The organism is Kitasatospora sp. NPDC114501 (assembly GCF_055633695.1).
The window spans coordinates 576460-593719 of record NZ_JBVKDS010000002.1 but is presented as its reverse complement, the minus strand read 5'-3'; the positions used below and the strand labels follow the sequence as shown (position 1 = coordinate 593719).

Sequence of the window (17260 nt, the reverse complement as noted above, 5' to 3'; positions counted from 1 at the left end):
CGCTCAGCCCTTCTCCATGTAGGCCGCGCGGTCCTCGTCGAGCAGGCTCTCCAACGCGGTGCGCAGCTCCGGGTGGGCGGCCAGCTCCGGGTCCTCGGCGACCAGCCGGGTGGCCTCGGTGCGGGCGGTGAGGATGACCTCCTCGTCCTCCAGCACCGAGAGCACCTTGAGCGAGGACTTCACCCCGGACTGGGCCTGGCCCAGCACGTCGCCCTCGCGGCGCTGTTCGAGGTCGATCCGGGACAGCTCGAAGCCGTCCAGGGTGCCCGCCACCGCGTCCAGCCGGGCCCTTGCGGCGCTGCCCCCGGGCATCTCGCTGACCAGCAGGCACAGGCCCGCCGCGCTGCCGCGGCCGACCCGGCCGCGCAGCTGGTGGAGCTGGGAGACGCCGAAGCGGTCGGCGTCCATGATGACCATCGCGGTGGAGTTGGGGACGTTGACGCCGACCTCGATGACCGTGGTGGCGACCAGCACGTCCACCTCGCCGGCCGCGAACCGGCGCATCACCTCGTCCTTGGCGTCCGGCGCGAGCCGGCCGTGCAGGATCTCCACCCGCAGGCCGCTCAGCGGGCCCTCGACCAGCTTCTCGGCCGTCTCCACCACCGAGAGCGGAGGCCGCCGTTCGTCGCTCTCGGCGCCCGCGTCGGCGACCTCCTCGAAGCCGTCCTCGGCGGCCCTGCGGCGCTTCTTCTTCGGGTCCGCGGCGGGCTCCTCGTCCCCGATCCGGGGGCAGACCACGTACGCCTGGTGGCCCTTGGCGACCTCCTCGCGGACCCTTTCCCAGGCCCGGGTGAGGAAGTTGGGCTTCTCCAGCGCCGGGACGACGTGGGTGGAGATCGGCGAGCGGCCGGCCGGCAGCTGGTCCAGGACGGAGGTCTCCAGGTCCCCGAAGACCGTCATCGCGACGGTGCGCGGGATCGGGGTGGCCGTCATCACCAGCAGGTGCGGCGGCTGTTCGCCCTTGGCGCGCAGCGCGTCCCGCTGCTCGACGCCGAAGCGGTGCTGCTCGTCCACCACGACCAGCCCGAGGTCCTGGAACTGGACCTTGTCCTCGATCAGCGCATGGGTGCCGATGGCGATCCCGGCGTCCCCGCAGGCCATGTCGAGCAGCGCCTGGCGGCGGGCGGCGACGCCCATCGAGCCGGTCAGCAGCACCACCCGGGTGCCGAGGTCGGAGCCGCCGATCATGCCGCCCTCGGCGAGGTCCCCCATCATCTCGACGATCGAGCGGTGGTGCTGCTGGGCGAGCACCTCGGTGGGCGCCAGCAGCACCGCCTGGCCGCCCGCGTCCACCACGGCGAGCATGGCGCGCAACGCGACCAGGGTCTTCCCGGAGCCGACCTCGCCCTGGAGCAGCCGGTGCATCGGGTGGTCGGTGGCGAGGTCGGCGGCGATCTCGGCGGAGACCTTCCGCTGGCCCTCGGTGAGGGTGAACGGCAGCCGGGCGTCGAAGGCGTCCAGCAGGCCGCCCTCGCGGGCCCGGCGCGGCTTGGCGGGCAGGGCGGAGTCGGCGGCCCGGCGCTGCGCGAGGGCGACCTGGAGCACGAAGGCCTCGTCCCAGCGCAGCCGGCTCTGGGCGCGCTCGCGGTCGGCGTGGCCGCGCGGGCGGTGGATCAGCTCCAGCGCCTCGGGCAGCGGGATCAGGTCGTGCCGCTCGCGCAGTTCGGCGGGCAGCGGTTCGCCGACGTCGCCGAGGTGCTTGGTGAGCGCGGTCTCGATGCAGATCGACAGCTTCCAGCTGGGCATCTGCGCGCTGGCGCCGTACACCGGGATGAGCCGGCCGGCGAACTGCTTCGCGGCGTCCGACCCGGCGTCCTCGTCGAGCAGCTGGTAGTCCGGCGAGACCAGCTGGCGGGTCCGGTTGAAGACCCCGACCTTGCCGGCGAACAGGCCCTGGGCGCCGGCCCTGAGCTCCTTCTGCCGCCAGCCCTGGTTGAAGAAGACCAGCGAGAGCCGGCTGCGGCCGTCGGTGACGACGACCTCCAGCCGGTCGCCCTTGCGGCCGCGGAACGGGATCAGGGTGACCTTCTCGATCCGGGCCAGCACGGTGACGTGCTCGTCGACCTCCAGCTCGTCCAGGCTGGTGAGCTGGCCGCGTTCGACGTAGCGGCGCGGGTAGTGGTGCAGCAGGTCCCCGACCGTGCGCAGCTTGAGGCTGTCGGCGAGCACCTTCGCGGTGCGGTCGCCGACGAGCTTGGTCAGTGGTTCATCGAGAGCGCCCATCAGGCCCCTGTTTACACCAAGGCACCGACGAACCGGTTCCACTCCACCCCGATGGGACGGACCGGCCCTACTCCACCCCGATGAGCAGCGGCGCCGGTTCCTGTCCGCCGTGGAAGACCACCGCGTCCACCTCGGGCCGCCGGTGCCGGACGTGGGCGACCAGCCGGTCGGCGAGTTCCTCGTCGGCGCCCTCGCCGAGGACGAGGGTGACGAGCTCGCCGCCCGCCCCCAGCATCCGGTCCAGCACGCTCTCGCCGACCTCGGCGAGGCCGGTGCCGATCACCGCGACGTCGCCGTCGATCAGCCCGAGCACGTCCCCGGCCTGGCAGACCCCGGCCATCGTCCAGGACTCCCCCTCGGCGACGGCCAGTTCGGCGTACCGGGTGGCCCCGGCGGCGGAGGTCATGGCGACCACGTCCTCGTCGAAGCGGCGGCCGCCCTCGTGCACCGCGAGCGCCGCCAGCCCCTGCACCGGCGAGCGGGTGGGCAGGACGGCGATCCGCACCCCCTCCTCGCGCAGCTGGTCGGCGGCGGCCCCGGCGGCGGCGCGCAGCTCGGGGTCGTTGAGCAGCAGGACGACCTCGTGGGCGGCCGAGCGGCGCACCGCGGCGGCGAGTTCGGCGCTGGACGGCGGGCGGTCCGGGTCGGCGTGCAGGACGAGGGAGCCGGCCTGCTCGCAGAGCTCGGCCAGGCCCCCGCCGGAGACCACCGAGAGCACCGCGCGGGCCCGGTCCTCGCGCTCGCCGGTCTCGGCGGCGGTGCCGGCCCGGGCCGCGGCCTCGGCGAAGTGGGTGATCCGGATCTGGTGCGGGCGGCCGGCCCCGACCCCGGCCTCCACGGCGGCGCCCGCGTCGTCCACGTGGACGTGCACGTTCCACAGGCCGTCGCCACCGCCGATCACCAGGGAGTCGCCGAGCCCGGCGAGCCGCTCGCGCAGCGCGGGCAGCGCCTCGTCGGGGGCGTCCAGCAGGTAGATGACCTCGAAGGCGGGGTGGCCGGGGCCGGGCGGCCTGAGGTGGGTCTCGCAGCTCTCGACGGCCCGGACGTCCCCGCGCAGCGCGACCGGCCCCATCGGCTGCTGTCCGGCGACGGCGTCGGCGAGCGCGCCGAGGACGGCCACCAGGCCGCGCCCGCCGGCGTCCACCACCCCGTTCTCGGCCAGGACGGCGAGCTGCTCGGGGGTGTGCCGCAGCGCGTCCCGGGCGGCCCGGTAGGCGGTGTCGGCGACCTGCGCGAGCCCGTCCCCGGCGCGGACGGCCTCCCGGGCGGCGACCCGGGCGACGGTCAGCAGGGTGCCCTCGACGGGCTCCGCGACGGCCTGGTAGGCGGAGTCGGCGGCCCGTTGCAGGGCGGCCCGCAGCTGTTCGGCGCCTCCGCCCTCGGCCAGCGTCTCGGCGGTGCCGCGCAGCCACTGGGCGAGGATCACCCCGGAGTTCCCGCGGGCGCCGACCAGCGCGCCGCGGGCCATCGCCCGGACCGTGTCGGCCAGCCCGGGGGCCGGGTCGACGGTGGGGTCGGCGAAGCGGCTCTCCACCTCGGCGGCGGCGGACTCGACGGTCAGGTAGAGGTTGGTGCCGGTGTCGCCGTCCGGGACGGGATAGACGTTGAGCGCGTCGATCTCCTCGCGGGCCTGGCCGAGCGCGCGCAGGGCGAGCTGGCACCAGGTGCGCACGGCCGGGGCGTCGAGCGTGTGCAGCACCAGGTCTCCTCCGGATGTGACGCCGCGGTCGCCCGAGGGGCAGCGGCACATTGCGGGGCCGACGGCGAGGGGTGATACCGGCAGGTTATCGGGGGCCGGGGAGGGCCGTCCGGACCGGCGACCGGAGCGATCACTCGGCCGGTCATGGTAGTTTCGTGGGACGGAAGCAAGCGTTGTATGCTCTTCCGGTTGCCTGGAACCGTCCAGGCTCACCCCCCTTGACCGGTCTGGTTCACGTGAGTGTTCCGGTGGCTGAGCGGGGTTTTCGAAAGTATCTGATCTGAAGTCTTGGAGTGACTCCTGTGGCTGCCAACTGCGACGTCTGCGGCAAGGGGCCGGGCTTCGGCAACAGCATCTCCCACTCTCACCGCCGTACCCCCCGTCGTTGGAACCCCAACATCCAGACGGTGCGCGCTGTGATTGGGCGGACGCCGAAGCGGCTCAACGTCTGCACCTCGTGCATCAAGGCCGGTAAGGTCTCGCGCTGACGCGCAGACCGGCAAGCCGGTCCTCCAGTGAGCCGGTTCATCCTCGGATGAACCGGCTTCGCTGTTTCCGTGGCCGGCTACGCCGCTTTCCGGACTCACCAGTGGTGGGCGGACTCCTCCCAGGAGCCCGCCCACCACTGTTCTTCCCGGCCCTCCGGCCTTCCGGCCGTGCGGCGCCGGTGGCCGCTCAGCGCCAGCGCCAGGCGTGGTCGACCGGGCCGATGCCGGCGCCCAGGGCGAAGCCCCCGGCGATCGCGCCGGTGACGTACTCCTTGGCCGAGGCCACGGCCCGCGGCAGCGGCTCGCCCTTGGCCAGGCCGGCCGCGATCGCGCTGGCCAGGGTGCAGCCGGTGCCGTGGGTGTGCCGGTTGTCGTAGCGCGGCGCCCGGAACCAGTGCACCTCGTCCGGCCCGCCGTACAGCAGGTCGGCGGCCTCGCCCGGCAGGTGGCCGCCCTTGACCAGCGCCCAGCGCGGCCCGAGGTCGACCAGCGCCCTGGCGGCGTCCAGCATCTGCGACTCGTCCTCGACGGTCAGCCCGGTGAGCTGGGTCACCTCGTGGAGGTTGGGGGTGGCCAGGGTGGCGACCGGCAGCAGCTTCTCCCGGACGGTGGCGACGGCCTCGGCGACCAGCAGCGCGTCCCCGTGCTTGGAGACCCCGACCGGGTCGACCACCACCGGGGCGTCCACCCCGGCGAGCAGTTCGGCGACGGTCTCGACGAGTTCGACCGAGGCGAGCATGCCGGTCTTCACGGCCTGCACCCCGATGTCGTCCACCACGCTGCGGAACTGCGCCCGGACGGCTTCGGCGGGCAGTTCCCAGTAGCCCTGGACGCCGAGCGAGTTCTGCGCGGTGACGGCGGTGATCACGCTCATGCCGTGGACGCCGAGGGCGAGCATCGCCTTGAGGTCGGCCTGGATGCCGGCGCCGCCGCCGGAGTCGGAGCCGGCGACGGTGAGCACGCGGGGAGGTGCGGTGGTGGACATGGTCCCCAACCTACCCGCGGTGGTTCAGAGCACCGCCTCGGACTCCACCCAGCGGTCCCGCGGCACCGTCTTCAGCCGGGTCACCGCGTCGCCGATCGGCAGCAGTTCGATGCCGGTCCGGCGCAGCGCGGTGAAGTGCCCGAACGCCCCCTGGTGGACGGCCTCCACCGCGTGCCAGCCGAACCGGGTGGCGAGCACCCGGTCCCGGGCGGTCGGGGTGCCGCCGCGCTGGACGTGGCCGAGGATGACCGGGCGGGCCTCCTTGCCGAGCAGGTTCTCCAGCTCGTGGGCGAGCCGGTTGCCGATCCCGCCGAACGTCCGGTGGCCGTACTGGTCGACCTCGCCGTGGTCGAAGCGCATGGTGCCGGGCACCGGGGAGGCGCCCTCGGCGACGGCGATGATGGCGAACTTCTTGCCGCGCGCGAAGCGGTCCTCGATTATCCGGGCCACCGCCTCGATGTCGAAGGGCTTCTCCGGGATCAGGATGCCGTGCGCACCGCCCGCCATGCCCGCGGTGAGGGTGATCCAGCCGGTGTGCCGTCCCATCAACTCGACCACCATGACGCGCTGGTGGGACTCGGCGGTGGTCTTCAGCCGGTCGATCGCCTCGGTCGCGACGTGCACCGCGGTGTCGAAGCCGAAGGTCACGTCGGTGGCGGCGATGTCGTTGTCGATGGTCTTCGGCACCCCGACCACGGGCAGTCCGGCGTCGCTGAACAGCTTGGCGGCGGTCAGCGTCCCCTCGCCGCCGATCGCGATCAGCGCGTCGATGCCGATCTCCCGGGCCAGCGCCTTGGCGTTCTCCACCGCCCAGGCGATCCGGTCCCGCCGCACCCGGGCCGAGCCCAGGACGGTGCCGCCGAGGGTGAGCAGGCCGGTGACGTCGTCGTGGGTGACCGTCCTGGCACGGCCCTCGATCAGCCCGAGGAAGCCGTCCAGGATGCCGACGATCTCGTCCCCGTGGACGTCGGTGCCCCGGTGCACCACCGAGCGGATCACCGCGTTGAGGCCGGGGCAGTCGCCGCCGCTGGTCAGTACACCGATGCGCATGTCTGGTGTGCTCCCGCTCGCAGGGTTCGGACCACCCGCGTCGGACGGGCGGGGCCGGGATGCCGCAAAGCCTACGCACAACGCACCCGCGACGCCCGTCCCCCGCACGCACCGGAGCGTCACGCGCCGCCCGCCGTACGGGGATCCGCGCGGGCCGCGCGCTACTCGGCGAAGTGGTCCCAGCCGCCGACCCGGTCCCAGGGTGCGCCGTCGACCGTCACCCGGCCGCCGCGGCTGCCCGTCGGGCGGCCGGTCACCTCACCCACCACCCGCCAGCGGGCCGGGAGTTGGACCCCGCGCGGGAAGGTGGCCACGATCGCGTGGTCCTCGCCGCCGGAGAGCACCCAGACCAACGGGTCCACTCCGACCGCCTGGCCGATGTCGGCCATCTGCGCCGGGACGTCGAAGTCGGCGGCCTTGAGGTCGATGTCCACCTCGCTGGCCCGGGCCACGTGGCCGAGGTCGGCGACCAGCCCGTCGCTCACGTCGATCATCGAGGTCGCGCCCAACTCGGCCGCCGCCGGGCCCGCGTGGTACGGCGGTTCGGGCCGGCGGTGCGCCTCGACGAAGGCGCGCGGGGAGCGGAAGCCGCGCTGGAGGACGGTGAGGCCGGCGGCCGACCAGCCGAGCCAGCCGGTCACCGCGACCACGTCGCCGACCTGCGCGCCGGCGCGTGTCACCGCCGCACGCCCCTGGAGGTCGCCGAGCGCCGTGATGGCGAGCGTGACGGTGTCGCCGCGCACCACGTCGCCGCCGACCACCGTCGCCCCGGCCACCTGGCACTCGTCGCGCAGCCCGTCCATCAACTCGGTGGCCCAGGTGGTCGGCAGGTCCGCGGGGGCGACCAGGCCGAGCAGTATGGCGGTCGGCACCGCCCCCATCGCGGCCACGTCGGCGAGGTTCTGGGCGGCGGCCTTGCGGCCCACGTCGTAGGCGGTGGACCAGTCCCGGCGGAAGTGCCGGTTCTCGATCAGGACGTCCGTGGTCGCCACCACCCGGCCGTCCGGAGCCCGCACCACCGCGGCGTCGTCACCCGGGCCGAGGTCGACCGCGTCGGTGAGCGGTACCCGGGCGGTCAGCTCCCTGATGAGGCCGAACTCGCCGAGCTCGCCCACGGTCCCCTGCATCTGCCGTCCTCTCGCGTTTCCATCCGGTTGGGCCCCCGTCGCGCTCCCCCGCGCGCAGCGTACGCCCTTCCGGGGCCCCGGGGTCTCCCCTCCCCGGCCCGCTGCGCGGTAGCGTGGTGATCAGACTGCCGGTGAGCCCGTCCCACCCACGCGCCTGACCCGGGCGATCACGGCGGCGATCCCCTAACCGCCCGCCGGGAGGTCCCCGTGGTACAGGCATACATCCTGATCCAGACCGAGGTCGGGAAGGCCACCGCCGTGGCCCGGACCATCTCCGAGATCCCCGGCGTGCTCAGCGCCGAGGACGTCACCGGTCCCTACGACGTGATCGTCAAGGCCGAGGCCGAGACGGTGGACGAGCTGGGCCGCATGGTGGTGGCCCGGGTCCAGAAGGTCGAGGGCATCACCCGCACCCTCACCTGCCCCGTGGTGCACCTCTGAGTCGGCGCACCGGTAAGTCCCGGGCGCCAGGGCCCCGGTTACCATCGGCGGGTGGCCAGAGAACTGCGCGTCCCCAAGGCGCTCACCGCCCTGCCGGCCCCGGTCCGCTGGCTGGCCCTGCCCGTCGCGCTGACCTGCACGGTCGTGGTGCTGCTCGGCAGCTGGGGCCCGGCCGACCCGAAGGTCGAGGTCCCGCGGCCGAGCGGCCGGGCGGCCGGGTACTGCCGGGCGCTCGCCGCCGCGCTGCCCGCCGAACTGCTCGGGCAGGCCCGCCGGGACCCGTCGCCCGCCTCGCCGTACGTGGCCGCCTGGGGCGGTTCGCCCCGGACGGTGCTGCGCTGCGGCATCGACCGGCCGGAGGAGCTGGACGGCGACCACGCCGCGGACTGGTCCCCGAGCGTCGACGACGTCACCTGGTGGTCGCAGAAGCTCGCCGACGGCGGCTACCGCTTCGTGACGACCATGCGTGCCGCCTACGTCGAGGTGACCGTCCCGGCCGGGGCCGCGCGGAACCCCTTCGATCCGGCGGCCGCCCTGAGCGGCGCGGTCAAGGCCAACGTCCCTGGCTGAGCCGGGCGTCGGCCACCGGCGACGTACCGAGGGCGGGCCGGGAGCTTCCCGGCCCGCCCTCCGTCGCAGTGCCCGTCAGCGCAGTCCGGTCGAGCGCCGCAGCGCCGTCCCGAGCAGCCGGTCGATCAGTTCCGGGTACGAGACGCCGCTGGCCTCCCACATCTTCGGGTAGGCCGAGATCGGGGTGAAGCCGGGCATGGTGTTGATCTCGTTGATCATCCAGGTGCCGTCCTCCAGCAGGAAGAAGTCCACCCGGGCCAGGCCCTCGCAGCCGAGCGCCTCGAAGGCCTCGACCGCCTGGCGCTGGATCTCGGCGAGCTCCCCGGCGGTCAGGTCCGCGGGGATCCTCACGTCCGAGGAGTCGATGTACTTGGCCTCGAAGTCGTAGAAGTCGAAGCCGTCGCCGACCAGGATCTCGCCGGCCACGCTGGCCCGCGGGCCGTCCTCGAACTCCAGCACCCCGCACTCGATCTCGCGGCCGGTGACGCCCGCCTCGATGATCAGCTTGGGGTCGTGCCGACGGGCCTCCTCGATCGCGGCGTCGAGGTCGGCCAGGTCCTTCACCTTGGTGATGCCGATGCTGGAGCCGGCCCGGCAGGGCTTCACGAACAGCGGCAGGCCCAGCTCGGCGGCCCGCTCGCGCACCGCCGCGCGGCCCGCCTCGGACTCCCACTCGCGCGGTCGCACGATGGTGTAGCGGCCGACGTCCAGACCGTGCGAGGCCAGGATCCGCTTGGCGAACTCCTTGTCCATGCCGGCCGCGCTGGCCAGCACGCCGTTGCCGACGTACGGGACGCCGGAGAGCTCCAGCAGGCCCTGGAGCGTGCCGTCCTCGCCCCACGGGCCGTGCAGCAGCGGGAACACCACGTCGACCTCGCCGAGCGCCTTGGGGGCGCTGCCCGGCTCGGTCAGGACCACCTCGCGGTTGCCCGGGGCGACCGGCAGCGCGACCTGGCCGTCGACGCCCTCGGCGACGTGCGCCACGTCCGGCAGCCTGCCGTCGGTGATGGCCATCCGGGCCGGCTCGTCGCTGGTCAGCGCCCAGCGGCCCTCGTGCGTGATGCCGATCGGCAGCACGTCGTACTTGTCGCGGTCGATCGCCCTGAGCACACTGCCCGCGGTGGAGACCGAGATCGCGTGCTCGGAGCTGCGCCCGCCGAAGACCAGCGCGACGCGCGGCTTCCGGTCAGGCCGGTTCGGGGAGGTCTGTTCGATGCTCATATCGGGTTTGAGACTACCGTGCGGGATGTTTCCGGAAAGTCAGCGGCGCCGGGCAACCGGCCGTGCGCCGCCCGGTCCGGTCGGCCCGCGACCCGCCGGACTCAGCGCCGCTCCGCCTTCGCCGAACGCGACATCAGCGCCCGCAGCACCTCCTGGGTCGGCCGCCCGTTGTGCACCACGTCCACCACGGCCTCGACGATCGGCATGTCGACCCCGCTGCGCCGGGCCAGGTCCAGCACCGACTCGCAGGACTTGACGCCCTCGGCGGTCTGCCGGGTGGCCGCGATGGTCTCCGCCAGCGACATGCCCCGGCCCAGGTTCATGCCGAAGGTGTTGTTGCGCGACAGCGGCGAGGAGCAGGTGGCCACCAGGTCGCCCATCCCGGCGAGGCCCGCGAAGGTGTGCGGGTCCGCGCCCAGCACCTCGCCGAGCCGGGTGGTCTCGGCCAGCCCGCGGGTGATCAGGGTCGCCTTGGTGTTGTCGCCGAGCCCCATGCCGGCCGCCATGCCGACCGCCAGGCCGATCACGTTCTTGACCGCGCCGCCGAGTTCGCAGCCCACCACGTCGGTGTTGGTGTACGGCCGGAAGTACGGCGTGTGGCAGGCCGCCTGGAGCCGCTTGGCGACCGCCTCGTCCGAGCAGGCGACCACGCTGGCCGCGGGCTGCCGGTTGGCGATCTCCTTGGCCAGGTTGGGCCCGCTGACCACCGCGACGCGCTCCGGACCGACCCCGGTGACCTCGTCGATCACCTCGCTCATCCGCTTGGCGGTGCCGAGTTCGATGCCCTTCATCAGGCTCACCAGCACGGTCTGCGGCTCGATCAGCGGCGTCCAGGCGGCCAGGTTGTCGCGCAGCGTCTGCGAGGGCACCACCAGCACCGCGAAGTCGGCGCCGGCCAGCGCCTCGGCGGCGTCGGTGGTGGCCCGCACGGTGTCGGGCAGCCGGACGCCGGGCAGGTAGTCCGGGTTCTCGTGGGTGGAGTTGACGGCGTCCACCAGCTCCTGGCGGCGGGCCCACAGCACGACCTCGCAGCCCGCGTCGGCGAGCACCATCGCGAACGCGGTGCCCCAGGAGCCGGTCCCCATCACGGCGCAGCGGGTCACTTGCCGGCCTCCTCGGTGCCCTTGCCCCGCTCGCCCTTGGCGTGCCGGCGCTCGGCCAGCGCGGCGGCGGCCCGCTCCCGGGCGGCCCTGCGCATGTCGTAGCGCTCGGCCGGCGGCTCCTCGCCCCGGACCTCGGCCAGCACGGCGGTGATCGCCGCCATGATGTCCTCGGTCGCGTCGGCGAGCACCTGGGCGGTGAGCTCCTGCCCCCGGTACCTGCTCAGGTCCACCGCGGGCCCGGCCGCGACCGTGACCCGGTGCCGCGGGAAGAGGTTGAACCTGCCCTTCCCGAAACCGGGCCGGCCGTACGGCGGGATGATCTCGTGGGCGCCCCAGTGCGCCACCGGGATGACCGGCGCACCGGTCATCAGCGCGACCCGGGCGACCCCGCTCTTGCCGGTCATCGGCCACAGGTCCGGGTCCCGGGTGAGCGTGCCCTCCGGGTAGAACTGCACGCACTGGCCGCCGTTGACCGCGTCGATCGCGGCCCGGAACGCCTGCGCGGCGTCGGTGGACTCGCGGAACACCGGAATCTGGCCGGTCTTGCGCAGCATGAATCCGATGAAGGGGATCGAGAACAGCGAGGACTTGCCGAGAATCCGCGGCGGACGTCCGCTGTTGTACTGCCAGTGCGCGTAGATCACCGGATCGATGATCGAATTGTGGTTCACCGCGGCGATGAAGCCGCCGTTCTTCGGAATGTGCTCCCAGCCCCGCCAGTCGGGCTTCACCAGGGCGGTTGTCACCGGTTTCACCAGCACGGCCGCGAAGCGGTACCAGATGCCGTAGTCGGCGTTGCCGAACTTGGCGTACGAGCGGCGGGCCACCCCAGCTCCTTCTCATCCGATGCGGCACGGATTACCGCGGTCATGCGTCCCGGCGCCGCGCACCGTGTCGAACGGTGCCCGGGCCACGGGCGCGGAACAGTGTCGCCCGCCCGCTCACCGGCTGTCGAGCAACCGCGCCAACCCGCCCGGCGGGCGTGATCAAACGCACGTCCGCACAGCTCGGACGGCCTGGCGAGGGCTCCGGCACCGGCGACACAATGACGCCGATGACCCAGGACACCGTACGCCCCAGCGGGCCCGTCGCGCCCCCCGCACCCACGGCCGGCTGGTCGCTGGTGCTTCCGCTCAAGCCGCTCGCCCTGGCCAAGAGCAGACTGGCCCCGTACGCCGGGCCGCACCGGGCTGACCTGGCACTGTCCTTCGCCCTCGACACCGTCACCGCCGCCCTGGCCACCCCGGGCGTCGACCGGGTCCTGGTGGTCACCCGCGATGCCGCGGCCGGCGCCCGGCTGGCCGCGCTGGGCGCCCTGGTGGTCGCCGACGAGCCCGGCGGCGGCCTCAACCGGGCGCTGGCGCACGGCGCCGCGAGCGCCCTGGCGCTGGCTCCGCGGTCCCCGCTGGCGGCGCTCTCGGCGGACCTCCCGGCGCTGCGCGCGGCCGAACTGGCCCGGGTGCTGGGCGCGGTGCCCCCGGACGGCCGGGCCTTCCTGGCGGACTCCCCCGGCCTCGGCACCACCCTGCTCGCCTGCGCCCCGGGCCGCCCGCTCTCCCCCGCCTTCGGGGACGGCTCGCGGGCCCGGCACGCGGCCGGCGGGGCGCTCGAACTGCGGCTCGCGGACGTGGAGTCGGTGCGCCGGGACGTGGACACCGGGACGGACCTCGACGAGGCCGCGGCGCTCGGCCTCGGCCCGCACACCAGCACGCTGTTCGCCCGCCTGAGCCTGTCCTGAGCCTGTCCGGAACTCGTCCTGAGCGCGTCCTGAGCCCGCCCCGGCCCGACCTCGGCCTGCTCCCCGGTCCGGACCGGCCCGCTCGCTATGCTGCTCGCATGCAGGCCACCGCGTTCACCTTCGACCCCGCCACCCGGGCCGGCTCCGTGCTGCTCGACGACGGGACCCCGGTGCCGTTCGACGCGGCCGCCTTCGACGCCGGGGGCCTGCGGCTGCTGCGCCCCGGCCAGCGGGTGCGGATCCGCACCGAGGGCGCCGGCGAGGCCCGCCGGGTGGTCTTCGTGACGCTGCAGACCTTCCCCGATCCCGCCGAGGGCTGACGGCCCACCCGCGCCGCGCCGTACGGGCCCGCCCCCGCACCGCCGCGCGCCGTCGAATCCTGACTAAGCGCCCGGAAATCGAAAGAGCCGCGGCGACCGGTCTCCGTGAATTCACGGGAGGGGGTGCCGCGGCTCTGTGCCGAAGGCCGTCCTGGGACGGTCGCGCGGGGACCTTACTTGGCAGAGGTCTTGCGCGCGGTGGTCTTGCGGGTGGCGGTCTTCTTCGCCGGCGCCGTCTTCTTGGCCGTGGCGGTCGCCTTCTTGGCGGTGGCCGTGGTCTTCTTGGCGGCGGCCGTGGTGGTCGCCTTCTTCGCCGCGGCCGTCTTCTTGGTCGCGGCGGCCTTGGTCGCGGTCGCCGTGGTCTTCTTGGCGGCGGTGGTCTTCGCGGCCGTGGTCTTCGCGGCGCTCTTCTTGGCGGTGGCCGTGGTCTTCTTGGCGGCGGCCGGGGTGGCCGTCTTCTTGGCGGCGGCCGTGGTCGCCGTCTTCTTGGCGGCGGCCTTCTTGGTGGCCGGAGCGGCGGCGGCAGCGGCGGAGCGCTTGGTGGCGGCGCGCTTGGCGGCCGGGGTGGCGGCGACGCCGCTCTTGCCCGGGGTGAGGGAGCCCTTGGGGGCCTTCTTCACCGAGGGGCCTTCCTTCGGCAGCTTCTTGCTGCCGCTGACCAGGTCCTTGAAGCCCTGGCCGGGACGGAAGCGCGGGACCGAGGTCTTCTTGACCTTGACCCGCTCGCCGGTCTGCGGGTTGCGGGCGAAGCGCGCGGAGCGCTCCACCTTCTCGAAGGTGCCGAACCCGGTGACCGAAACCCGGTCACCGGCCACAACGGCACGGACCATGGTGTCGAGCACTGCGTCGACGGCCTCTGCGGCAGCCTTGCGACCGCCCAGCTGCTCGGCCACCGCTTCGACAAGCTGAGCCTTGTTCACGTCTTCCCCTTCGGAAACGGGCGCCGGATGATTCCATCCGTTCTTTTCGCACGTTAGGTATGTATCTGCGGACTTTCAATTACCAAACGCGCGAATCACCCTAGTGTCGCAATGGATTTGCGCGTCGGCGACCTCAGTCGAGCGGCGGGGGCCCCTCGTCGAGGTCATGTACAAAGCGACTCAACCGCCTTGCCGCCTCCGGAAGATCGCGCTTGGCGGCCTCGGTGACGATGAGGAGTTGACGGGTGAGAGCGGTCTTTGCATCGGCAGACACGTTCAGCGCATGCACGCGGTCGTGAGCTTGCTTCAACCGCTCGGCCACGAGCGCGTAGAGCGCTGCGACTTCCTGGTCGTCCGGCCCCTCAGCTGGCGCGGAGGTGACGTCCGGCCGATCGTCAATTCGGCGTTCGGATGGCCGGCCCATGGAGTCCTCAGCCGCGGGTTCGCCGCCCGCGTACGGAGGTTCATGGTGCCGGTGCATGTACTGATTGTGCCATCTACCCGCAGTTGTACTTGCGCGGGGCCCTCTTCCGCAAAGCCAAATGGGCAATCCGGGGCGGCCCCCGGCGCTAACTCGTGCTCCGGAACGACGGATGGCCCGGCCCCCCCGAGGGGGGCGCGGGCCATCCGGCGGATCGTCAGAATGCTTGTTCTGAAGGGAACTCAGGGGACGGGCAGAGTACGGGGCTTGAACGCCGGACGGGTCGCCTCGAAGGCCGCGATGTCGGCCTCGTTCCGCAGCGTGATGCTGATGTCGTCCAGGCCGTTGAGCAGCCGCCACCGGACGTTGTCGTCCAGTTCGAAGGCCGCCGTGACGCCCTCGGCACGCACTTCGCGCGCCTCCAGGTCGACGGTGATCTCGGCCGAGGGGTCACTCTCAGTGATCACCCAGAGCCGCTCGACGGTCTCCTGCGGCAGGACGACCGTCAGCAGGCCGTTCTTCAGGGAGTTGCCCCGGAAGATGTCGGCGAAGCGCGACGAGATGACCGCGTGGAAGCCGTAGTTCTGGAGCGCCCAGACGGCGTGCTCCCGGGAGGACCCGGTACCGAACTCGGGGCCGGCCACCAGGACCGTGGCGCCCTGCCGCTCGGGCCGGTTGAGGATGAACGACTCGTCCTTGCGCCAGGCCTCGAACAGGCCGCCCTCGAAACCGGATCGGGTGACCTTCTTGAGCCAGTGGGCGGGGATGATCTGGTCGGTGTCCACGTTGCTGCGGCGCAGCGGGACGGCCCGGCCGGTGTGGGTGGTGAACTTCTCCATGGCTCAGGCCTCCACGGCAGCGACGTCGGCGGTCAGGTCGGCGGGGGCCGCGAGACGGCCCAGGACGGCGGTCGCGGCGGCGACCTGCGGGGAGACCAGGTGGGTGCGGCCGCCCTTGCCCTGCCGGCCCTCGAAGTTGCGGTTCGAGGTGGAGGCGCAGCGCTCCCCGGGGGCGAGCTGGTCGGGGTTCATGCCCAGGCACATCGAGCAGCCCGCGTGGCGCCACTCGGCGCCGGCCGCGGTGAACACCTTGTCCAGGCCCTCCTCGACGGCCTGGAGGGCGACCCGGACGGACCCGGGGACCACCAGCATCCGTACGCCGTCGGCGATCCGGCGGCCCTCCACGACGGCCGCGGCGGCCCGCAGGTCCTCGATCCGGCCGTTGGTGCAGGAGCCGACGAAGACCGCGTCGACCTTCACCTCGCGCAGCGGGGTGCCGGCCTCCAGGCCCATGTACGTCAGGGCGTTCTCGGCGGCCAGGCGCTCCTGCGGGTCGGCGAAGGAGGCCGGGTCCGGCACGTTCGCGCCCAGCGGGGCACCCTGGCCGGGGTTGGTGCCCCAGGTGACGAACGGGGTCAGCTCGCTCGCGTCGATGAAGATCTCGTGGTCGAAGACCGCGTCCTCGTCGGTGCCCAGGGTCTTCCAGTACGCGACGGCGGCGTCCCAGTCCTCGCCCTTCGGGGCGTGCGGGCGGCCCTCCAGGTACGCGAAGGTGGTCTCGTCCGGGGCGATCATGCCGGCCCGGGCGCCGGCCTCGATCGACATGTTGCAGACGGTCATCCGGGCCTCCATGGACAGGCTCCGGATCGCCGAACCGCGGTACTCCAGGACGTAGCCCTGGCCGCCGCCGGTGCCGATCTTCGTGATGACGGCCAGGATCAGGTCCTTGGCGGTGACGCCCTCGGGCAGTTCGCCCTCGACGGTGACCGCCATCGTCCGGAACGGCGCCAGCGGCAGGGTCTGGGTGGCCAGCACGTGCTCGACCTGGCTGGTGCCGATGCCGAACGCCAGCGCGCCGAAGGCGCCGTGGGTCGAGGTGTGGGAGTCACCGCAGACCACGGTCATGCCGGGCTGGGTCAGGCCGAGCTGGGGGCCGACGACGTGCACGACGCCCTGCTCGACGTCGCCGAGCGAGTGGATCCGGACGCCGAACTCGGCGGCGTTCCTGCGCAGGGTCTCCAGCTGCACCTTGGAGACCGGGTCGGCGATCGGCTTGTCGATGTCCAGGGTGGGGGTGTTGTGGTCCTCGGTGGCGATCGTCAGGTCGGTGCGGCGGACCGTGCGGCCGGCCAGCCGCAGCCCGTCGAAGGCCTGCGGGCTGGTGACCTCGTGGAGCAGGTGCAGGTCGATGAAGAGGAGGTCGGGTTCGCCCTCCGCACGCCGCACGACGTGGTCGTCCCAGACCTTCTCTGCGAGTGTCCGTCCCATCGGATTCCCTCCAGCCGGCCGCGTTGCCGGCCTTCTCGTGTGTCGAGGTCAAAGCGTGTGCGCCGCCCTGAGACTCCCGGGCCGCTCCCGTCCAGGGTGGCGCTTTTCGCCGGAGATTGAACTTGTGTCTCGCGGAGTGAGACCGCAGTCTTAGCGCATGGACAGCGCGGGGGCGGTGCAAGGGCCGGCGCAGGAGCGGTGCAAGGGCCGGCGCAGGGGCAGTGCGGGGACGGCGCCGGCCCCCGGCCGACCGCTCCCGCAGCAGGCCCCGGGAACGCCGAAAGGGCCCCACCCGCGACCGGGTGGGGCCCTTTCGAGGACCTTCGACGCAAAACGAAAAAGACCCCGGAACCGGGGTCTTTCCATTTTCTGGCTGGGGTACCAGGACTCGAACCTAGACTAAATGAACCAGAATCACTCGTGCTGCCAATTACACCATACCCCAACACAAAGCAAGGGCCGATGGGCGAGCCCACCGGCTTCCTGCTCTGAAGTACCCCCGACCGGATTCGAACCGGCGCTACTGCCGTGAGAGGGCAGCGTGCTAGGCCGCTACACAACGGGGGCTTCCTGGCGATCCCTTGCGGGACCAGTACCCCCGACCGGATTCGAACCGGCGCTACTGCCGTGAGAGGGCAGCGTGCTAGGCCGCTACACAACGGGGGCTTTCCAGGTGATCCCTTGCGG

The 17260-nt window shown here is 73.0% G+C and carries 17 protein-coding genes and 3 tRNA genes; 5 read left to right on the top strand and 15 right to left on the bottom strand.

What is annotated here, in order from left to right; all coding sequences use genetic code 11:
- Positions 1-3: 3 nt before the first annotated feature.
- Both recG and ACZ7RU_RS06065 read right to left on the bottom strand, forming a co-directional pair.
- Positions 4-2223, bottom strand: coding sequence for an ATP-dependent DNA helicase RecG (recG, locus tag ACZ7RU_RS06070; protein ID WP_470339700.1), 2220 nt, complete (start codon positions 2221-2223; stop codon positions 4-6).
- A gap of 67 nt (positions 2224-2290) precedes the next feature.
- Positions 2291-3922 (bottom strand): DAK2 domain-containing protein, encoded by a 1632-nt coding sequence (locus ACZ7RU_RS06065; RefSeq protein ID WP_470339699.1) that lies wholly within the window; start codon positions 3920-3922, stop codon positions 2291-2293.
- A 302-nt stretch (positions 3923-4224) separates the two neighbouring features.
- On the opposite strand from ACZ7RU_RS06065, the gene rpmB reads away from it, so the two are divergent.
- Positions 4225-4410, top strand: coding sequence for a 50S ribosomal protein L28 (rpmB, locus tag ACZ7RU_RS06060; protein WP_014138233.1), 186 nt, complete (start codon positions 4225-4227; stop codon positions 4408-4410).
- Between the two features lie 187 nt (positions 4411-4597).
- Here rpmB and thiD read toward each other — a convergent pair whose 3' ends face one another.
- From thiD to ACZ7RU_RS06045, 3 genes are all read right to left on the bottom strand, one after another.
- Positions 4598-5395, bottom strand: a complete 798-nt coding sequence (gene thiD, locus ACZ7RU_RS06055) for a bifunctional hydroxymethylpyrimidine kinase/phosphomethylpyrimidine kinase (protein WP_470339698.1) — start codon at positions 5393-5395, stop codon at positions 4598-4600.
- A 24-nt stretch (positions 5396-5419) separates the two neighbouring features.
- Positions 5420-6445, bottom strand: coding sequence for an ATP-dependent 6-phosphofructokinase (locus ACZ7RU_RS06050; RefSeq protein WP_470339697.1), 1026 nt, complete (start codon positions 6443-6445; stop codon positions 5420-5422).
- Between the two features lie 161 nt (positions 6446-6606).
- On the bottom strand, positions 6607-7572 hold the full coding sequence (locus ACZ7RU_RS06045; protein ID WP_470339696.1) for a thiamine-phosphate kinase: 966 nt from the start codon (positions 7570-7572) through the stop codon (positions 6607-6609).
- Between the two features lie 207 nt (positions 7573-7779).
- On the opposite strand from ACZ7RU_RS06045, the gene ACZ7RU_RS06040 reads away from it, so the two are divergent.
- Positions 7780-8013: an Lrp/AsnC family transcriptional regulator gene (locus tag ACZ7RU_RS06040; RefSeq protein WP_387759322.1), complete on the top strand. Its 234-nt coding sequence runs from the start codon at positions 7780-7782 to the stop codon at positions 8011-8013.
- 51 nt (positions 8014-8064) lie between these two features.
- The gene (locus ACZ7RU_RS06035; RefSeq protein WP_470339695.1) at positions 8065-8583 is read left to right on the top strand and encodes a DUF3515 family protein; all 519 of its coding nucleotides are present in this window, start codon (positions 8065-8067) and stop codon (positions 8581-8583) included.
- A gap of 75 nt (positions 8584-8658) precedes the next feature.
- On the opposite strand, the gene ACZ7RU_RS06030 is transcribed toward ACZ7RU_RS06035, so the two are convergent.
- The 3 genes from ACZ7RU_RS06030 to ACZ7RU_RS06020 form a co-directional block, all read right to left on the bottom strand.
- The gene (locus ACZ7RU_RS06030) at positions 8659-9804 is read right to left on the bottom strand and encodes a D-alanine--D-alanine ligase family protein (RefSeq protein ID WP_470339694.1); all 1146 of its coding nucleotides are present in this window, start codon (positions 9802-9804) and stop codon (positions 8659-8661) included.
- A 101-nt stretch (positions 9805-9905) separates the two neighbouring features.
- Positions 9906-10907, bottom strand: coding sequence for an NAD(P)H-dependent glycerol-3-phosphate dehydrogenase (locus ACZ7RU_RS06025; protein ID WP_470339693.1), 1002 nt, complete (start codon positions 10905-10907; stop codon positions 9906-9908).
- Positions 10904-11734 (bottom strand): lysophospholipid acyltransferase family protein, encoded by an 831-nt coding sequence (locus ACZ7RU_RS06020; protein WP_470339692.1) that lies wholly within the window; start codon positions 11732-11734, stop codon positions 10904-10906. Before ACZ7RU_RS06020 ends, ACZ7RU_RS06025 begins: the two co-directional genes overlap by 4 nt.
- A gap of 227 nt (positions 11735-11961) precedes the next feature.
- Between ACZ7RU_RS06020 and cofC the strand changes: the two genes are divergently transcribed.
- On the top strand, positions 11962-12645 hold the full coding sequence (gene cofC / locus ACZ7RU_RS06015; protein WP_470339691.1) for a 2-phospho-L-lactate guanylyltransferase: 684 nt from the start codon (positions 11962-11964) through the stop codon (positions 12643-12645).
- A 98-nt stretch (positions 12646-12743) separates the two neighbouring features.
- Complete coding sequence (locus ACZ7RU_RS06010) at positions 12744-12965, top strand: hypothetical protein (protein WP_189923473.1); 222 nt, start codon at positions 12744-12746, stop codon at positions 12963-12965.
- A 173-nt stretch (positions 12966-13138) separates the two neighbouring features.
- Here ACZ7RU_RS06010 and ACZ7RU_RS06005 read toward each other — a convergent pair whose 3' ends face one another.
- The 7 genes from ACZ7RU_RS06005 to ACZ7RU_RS05975 form a co-directional block, all read right to left on the bottom strand.
- Entirely contained in the window at positions 13139-13885 is a 747-nt protein-coding gene (locus ACZ7RU_RS06005) for an HU family DNA-binding protein (protein WP_470339690.1), read from the bottom strand.
- 133 nt (positions 13886-14018) lie between these two features.
- On the bottom strand, positions 14019-14366 hold the full coding sequence (locus ACZ7RU_RS06000; RefSeq protein ID WP_470339689.1) for an SCO5555 family protein: 348 nt from the start codon (positions 14364-14366) through the stop codon (positions 14019-14021).
- Between the two features lie 182 nt (positions 14367-14548).
- Positions 14549-15145, bottom strand: coding sequence for a 3-isopropylmalate dehydratase small subunit (gene leuD, locus ACZ7RU_RS05995; protein ID WP_470339688.1), 597 nt, complete (start codon positions 15143-15145; stop codon positions 14549-14551).
- A 3-nt stretch (positions 15146-15148) separates the two neighbouring features.
- Positions 15149-16573 (bottom strand): 3-isopropylmalate dehydratase large subunit, encoded by a 1425-nt coding sequence (gene leuC, locus ACZ7RU_RS05990; protein WP_470339687.1) that lies wholly within the window; start codon positions 16571-16573, stop codon positions 15149-15151.
- 370 nt (positions 16574-16943) lie between these two features.
- A tRNA-Gln gene (locus tag ACZ7RU_RS05985) sits at positions 16944-17018 on the bottom strand.
- Positions 17019-17067: 49 nt separating this feature from the next.
- Positions 17068-17140, bottom strand: a tRNA-Glu gene (locus ACZ7RU_RS05980).
- A gap of 26 nt (positions 17141-17166) precedes the next feature.
- Positions 17167-17239 (bottom strand) — tRNA-Glu (locus tag ACZ7RU_RS05975).
- Positions 17240-17260: the final 21 nt, after the last annotated feature.

Coding starts and splice junctions, on each gene's coding strand:
- cofC (WP_470339691.1), top strand. CDS start 11,962: ATGACCCAGGACACCGTACGCCCCAGCGGGCCCGTCGCGCCCCCCGCA.
- leuC (WP_470339687.1), bottom strand. CDS start 16,573: ATGGGACGGACACTCGCAGAGAAGGTCTGGGACGACCACGTCGTGCGG.
- ACZ7RU_RS06050 (WP_470339697.1), bottom strand. CDS start 6,445: ATGCGCATCGGTGTACTGACCAGCGGCGGCGACTGCCCCGGCCTCAAC.
- ACZ7RU_RS06030 (WP_470339694.1), bottom strand. CDS start 9,804: ATGAGCATCGAACAGACCTCCCCGAACCGGCCTGACCGGAAGCCGCGC.
- ACZ7RU_RS06010 (WP_189923473.1), top strand. CDS start 12,744: ATGCAGGCCACCGCGTTCACCTTCGACCCCGCCACCCGGGCCGGCTCC.
- leuD (WP_470339688.1), bottom strand. CDS start 15,145: ATGGAGAAGTTCACCACCCACACCGGCCGGGCCGTCCCGCTGCGCCGC.
- recG (WP_470339700.1), bottom strand. CDS start 2,223: ATGGGCGCTCTCGATGAACCACTGACCAAGCTCGTCGGCGACCGCACC.
- ACZ7RU_RS06045 (WP_470339696.1), bottom strand. CDS start 7,572: ATGCAGGGGACCGTGGGCGAGCTCGGCGAGTTCGGCCTCATCAGGGAG.
- thiD (WP_470339698.1), bottom strand. CDS start 5,395: ATGTCCACCACCGCACCTCCCCGCGTGCTCACCGTCGCCGGCTCCGAC.
- ACZ7RU_RS06000 (WP_470339689.1), bottom strand. CDS start 14,366: ATGCACCGGCACCATGAACCTCCGTACGCGGGCGGCGAACCCGCGGCT.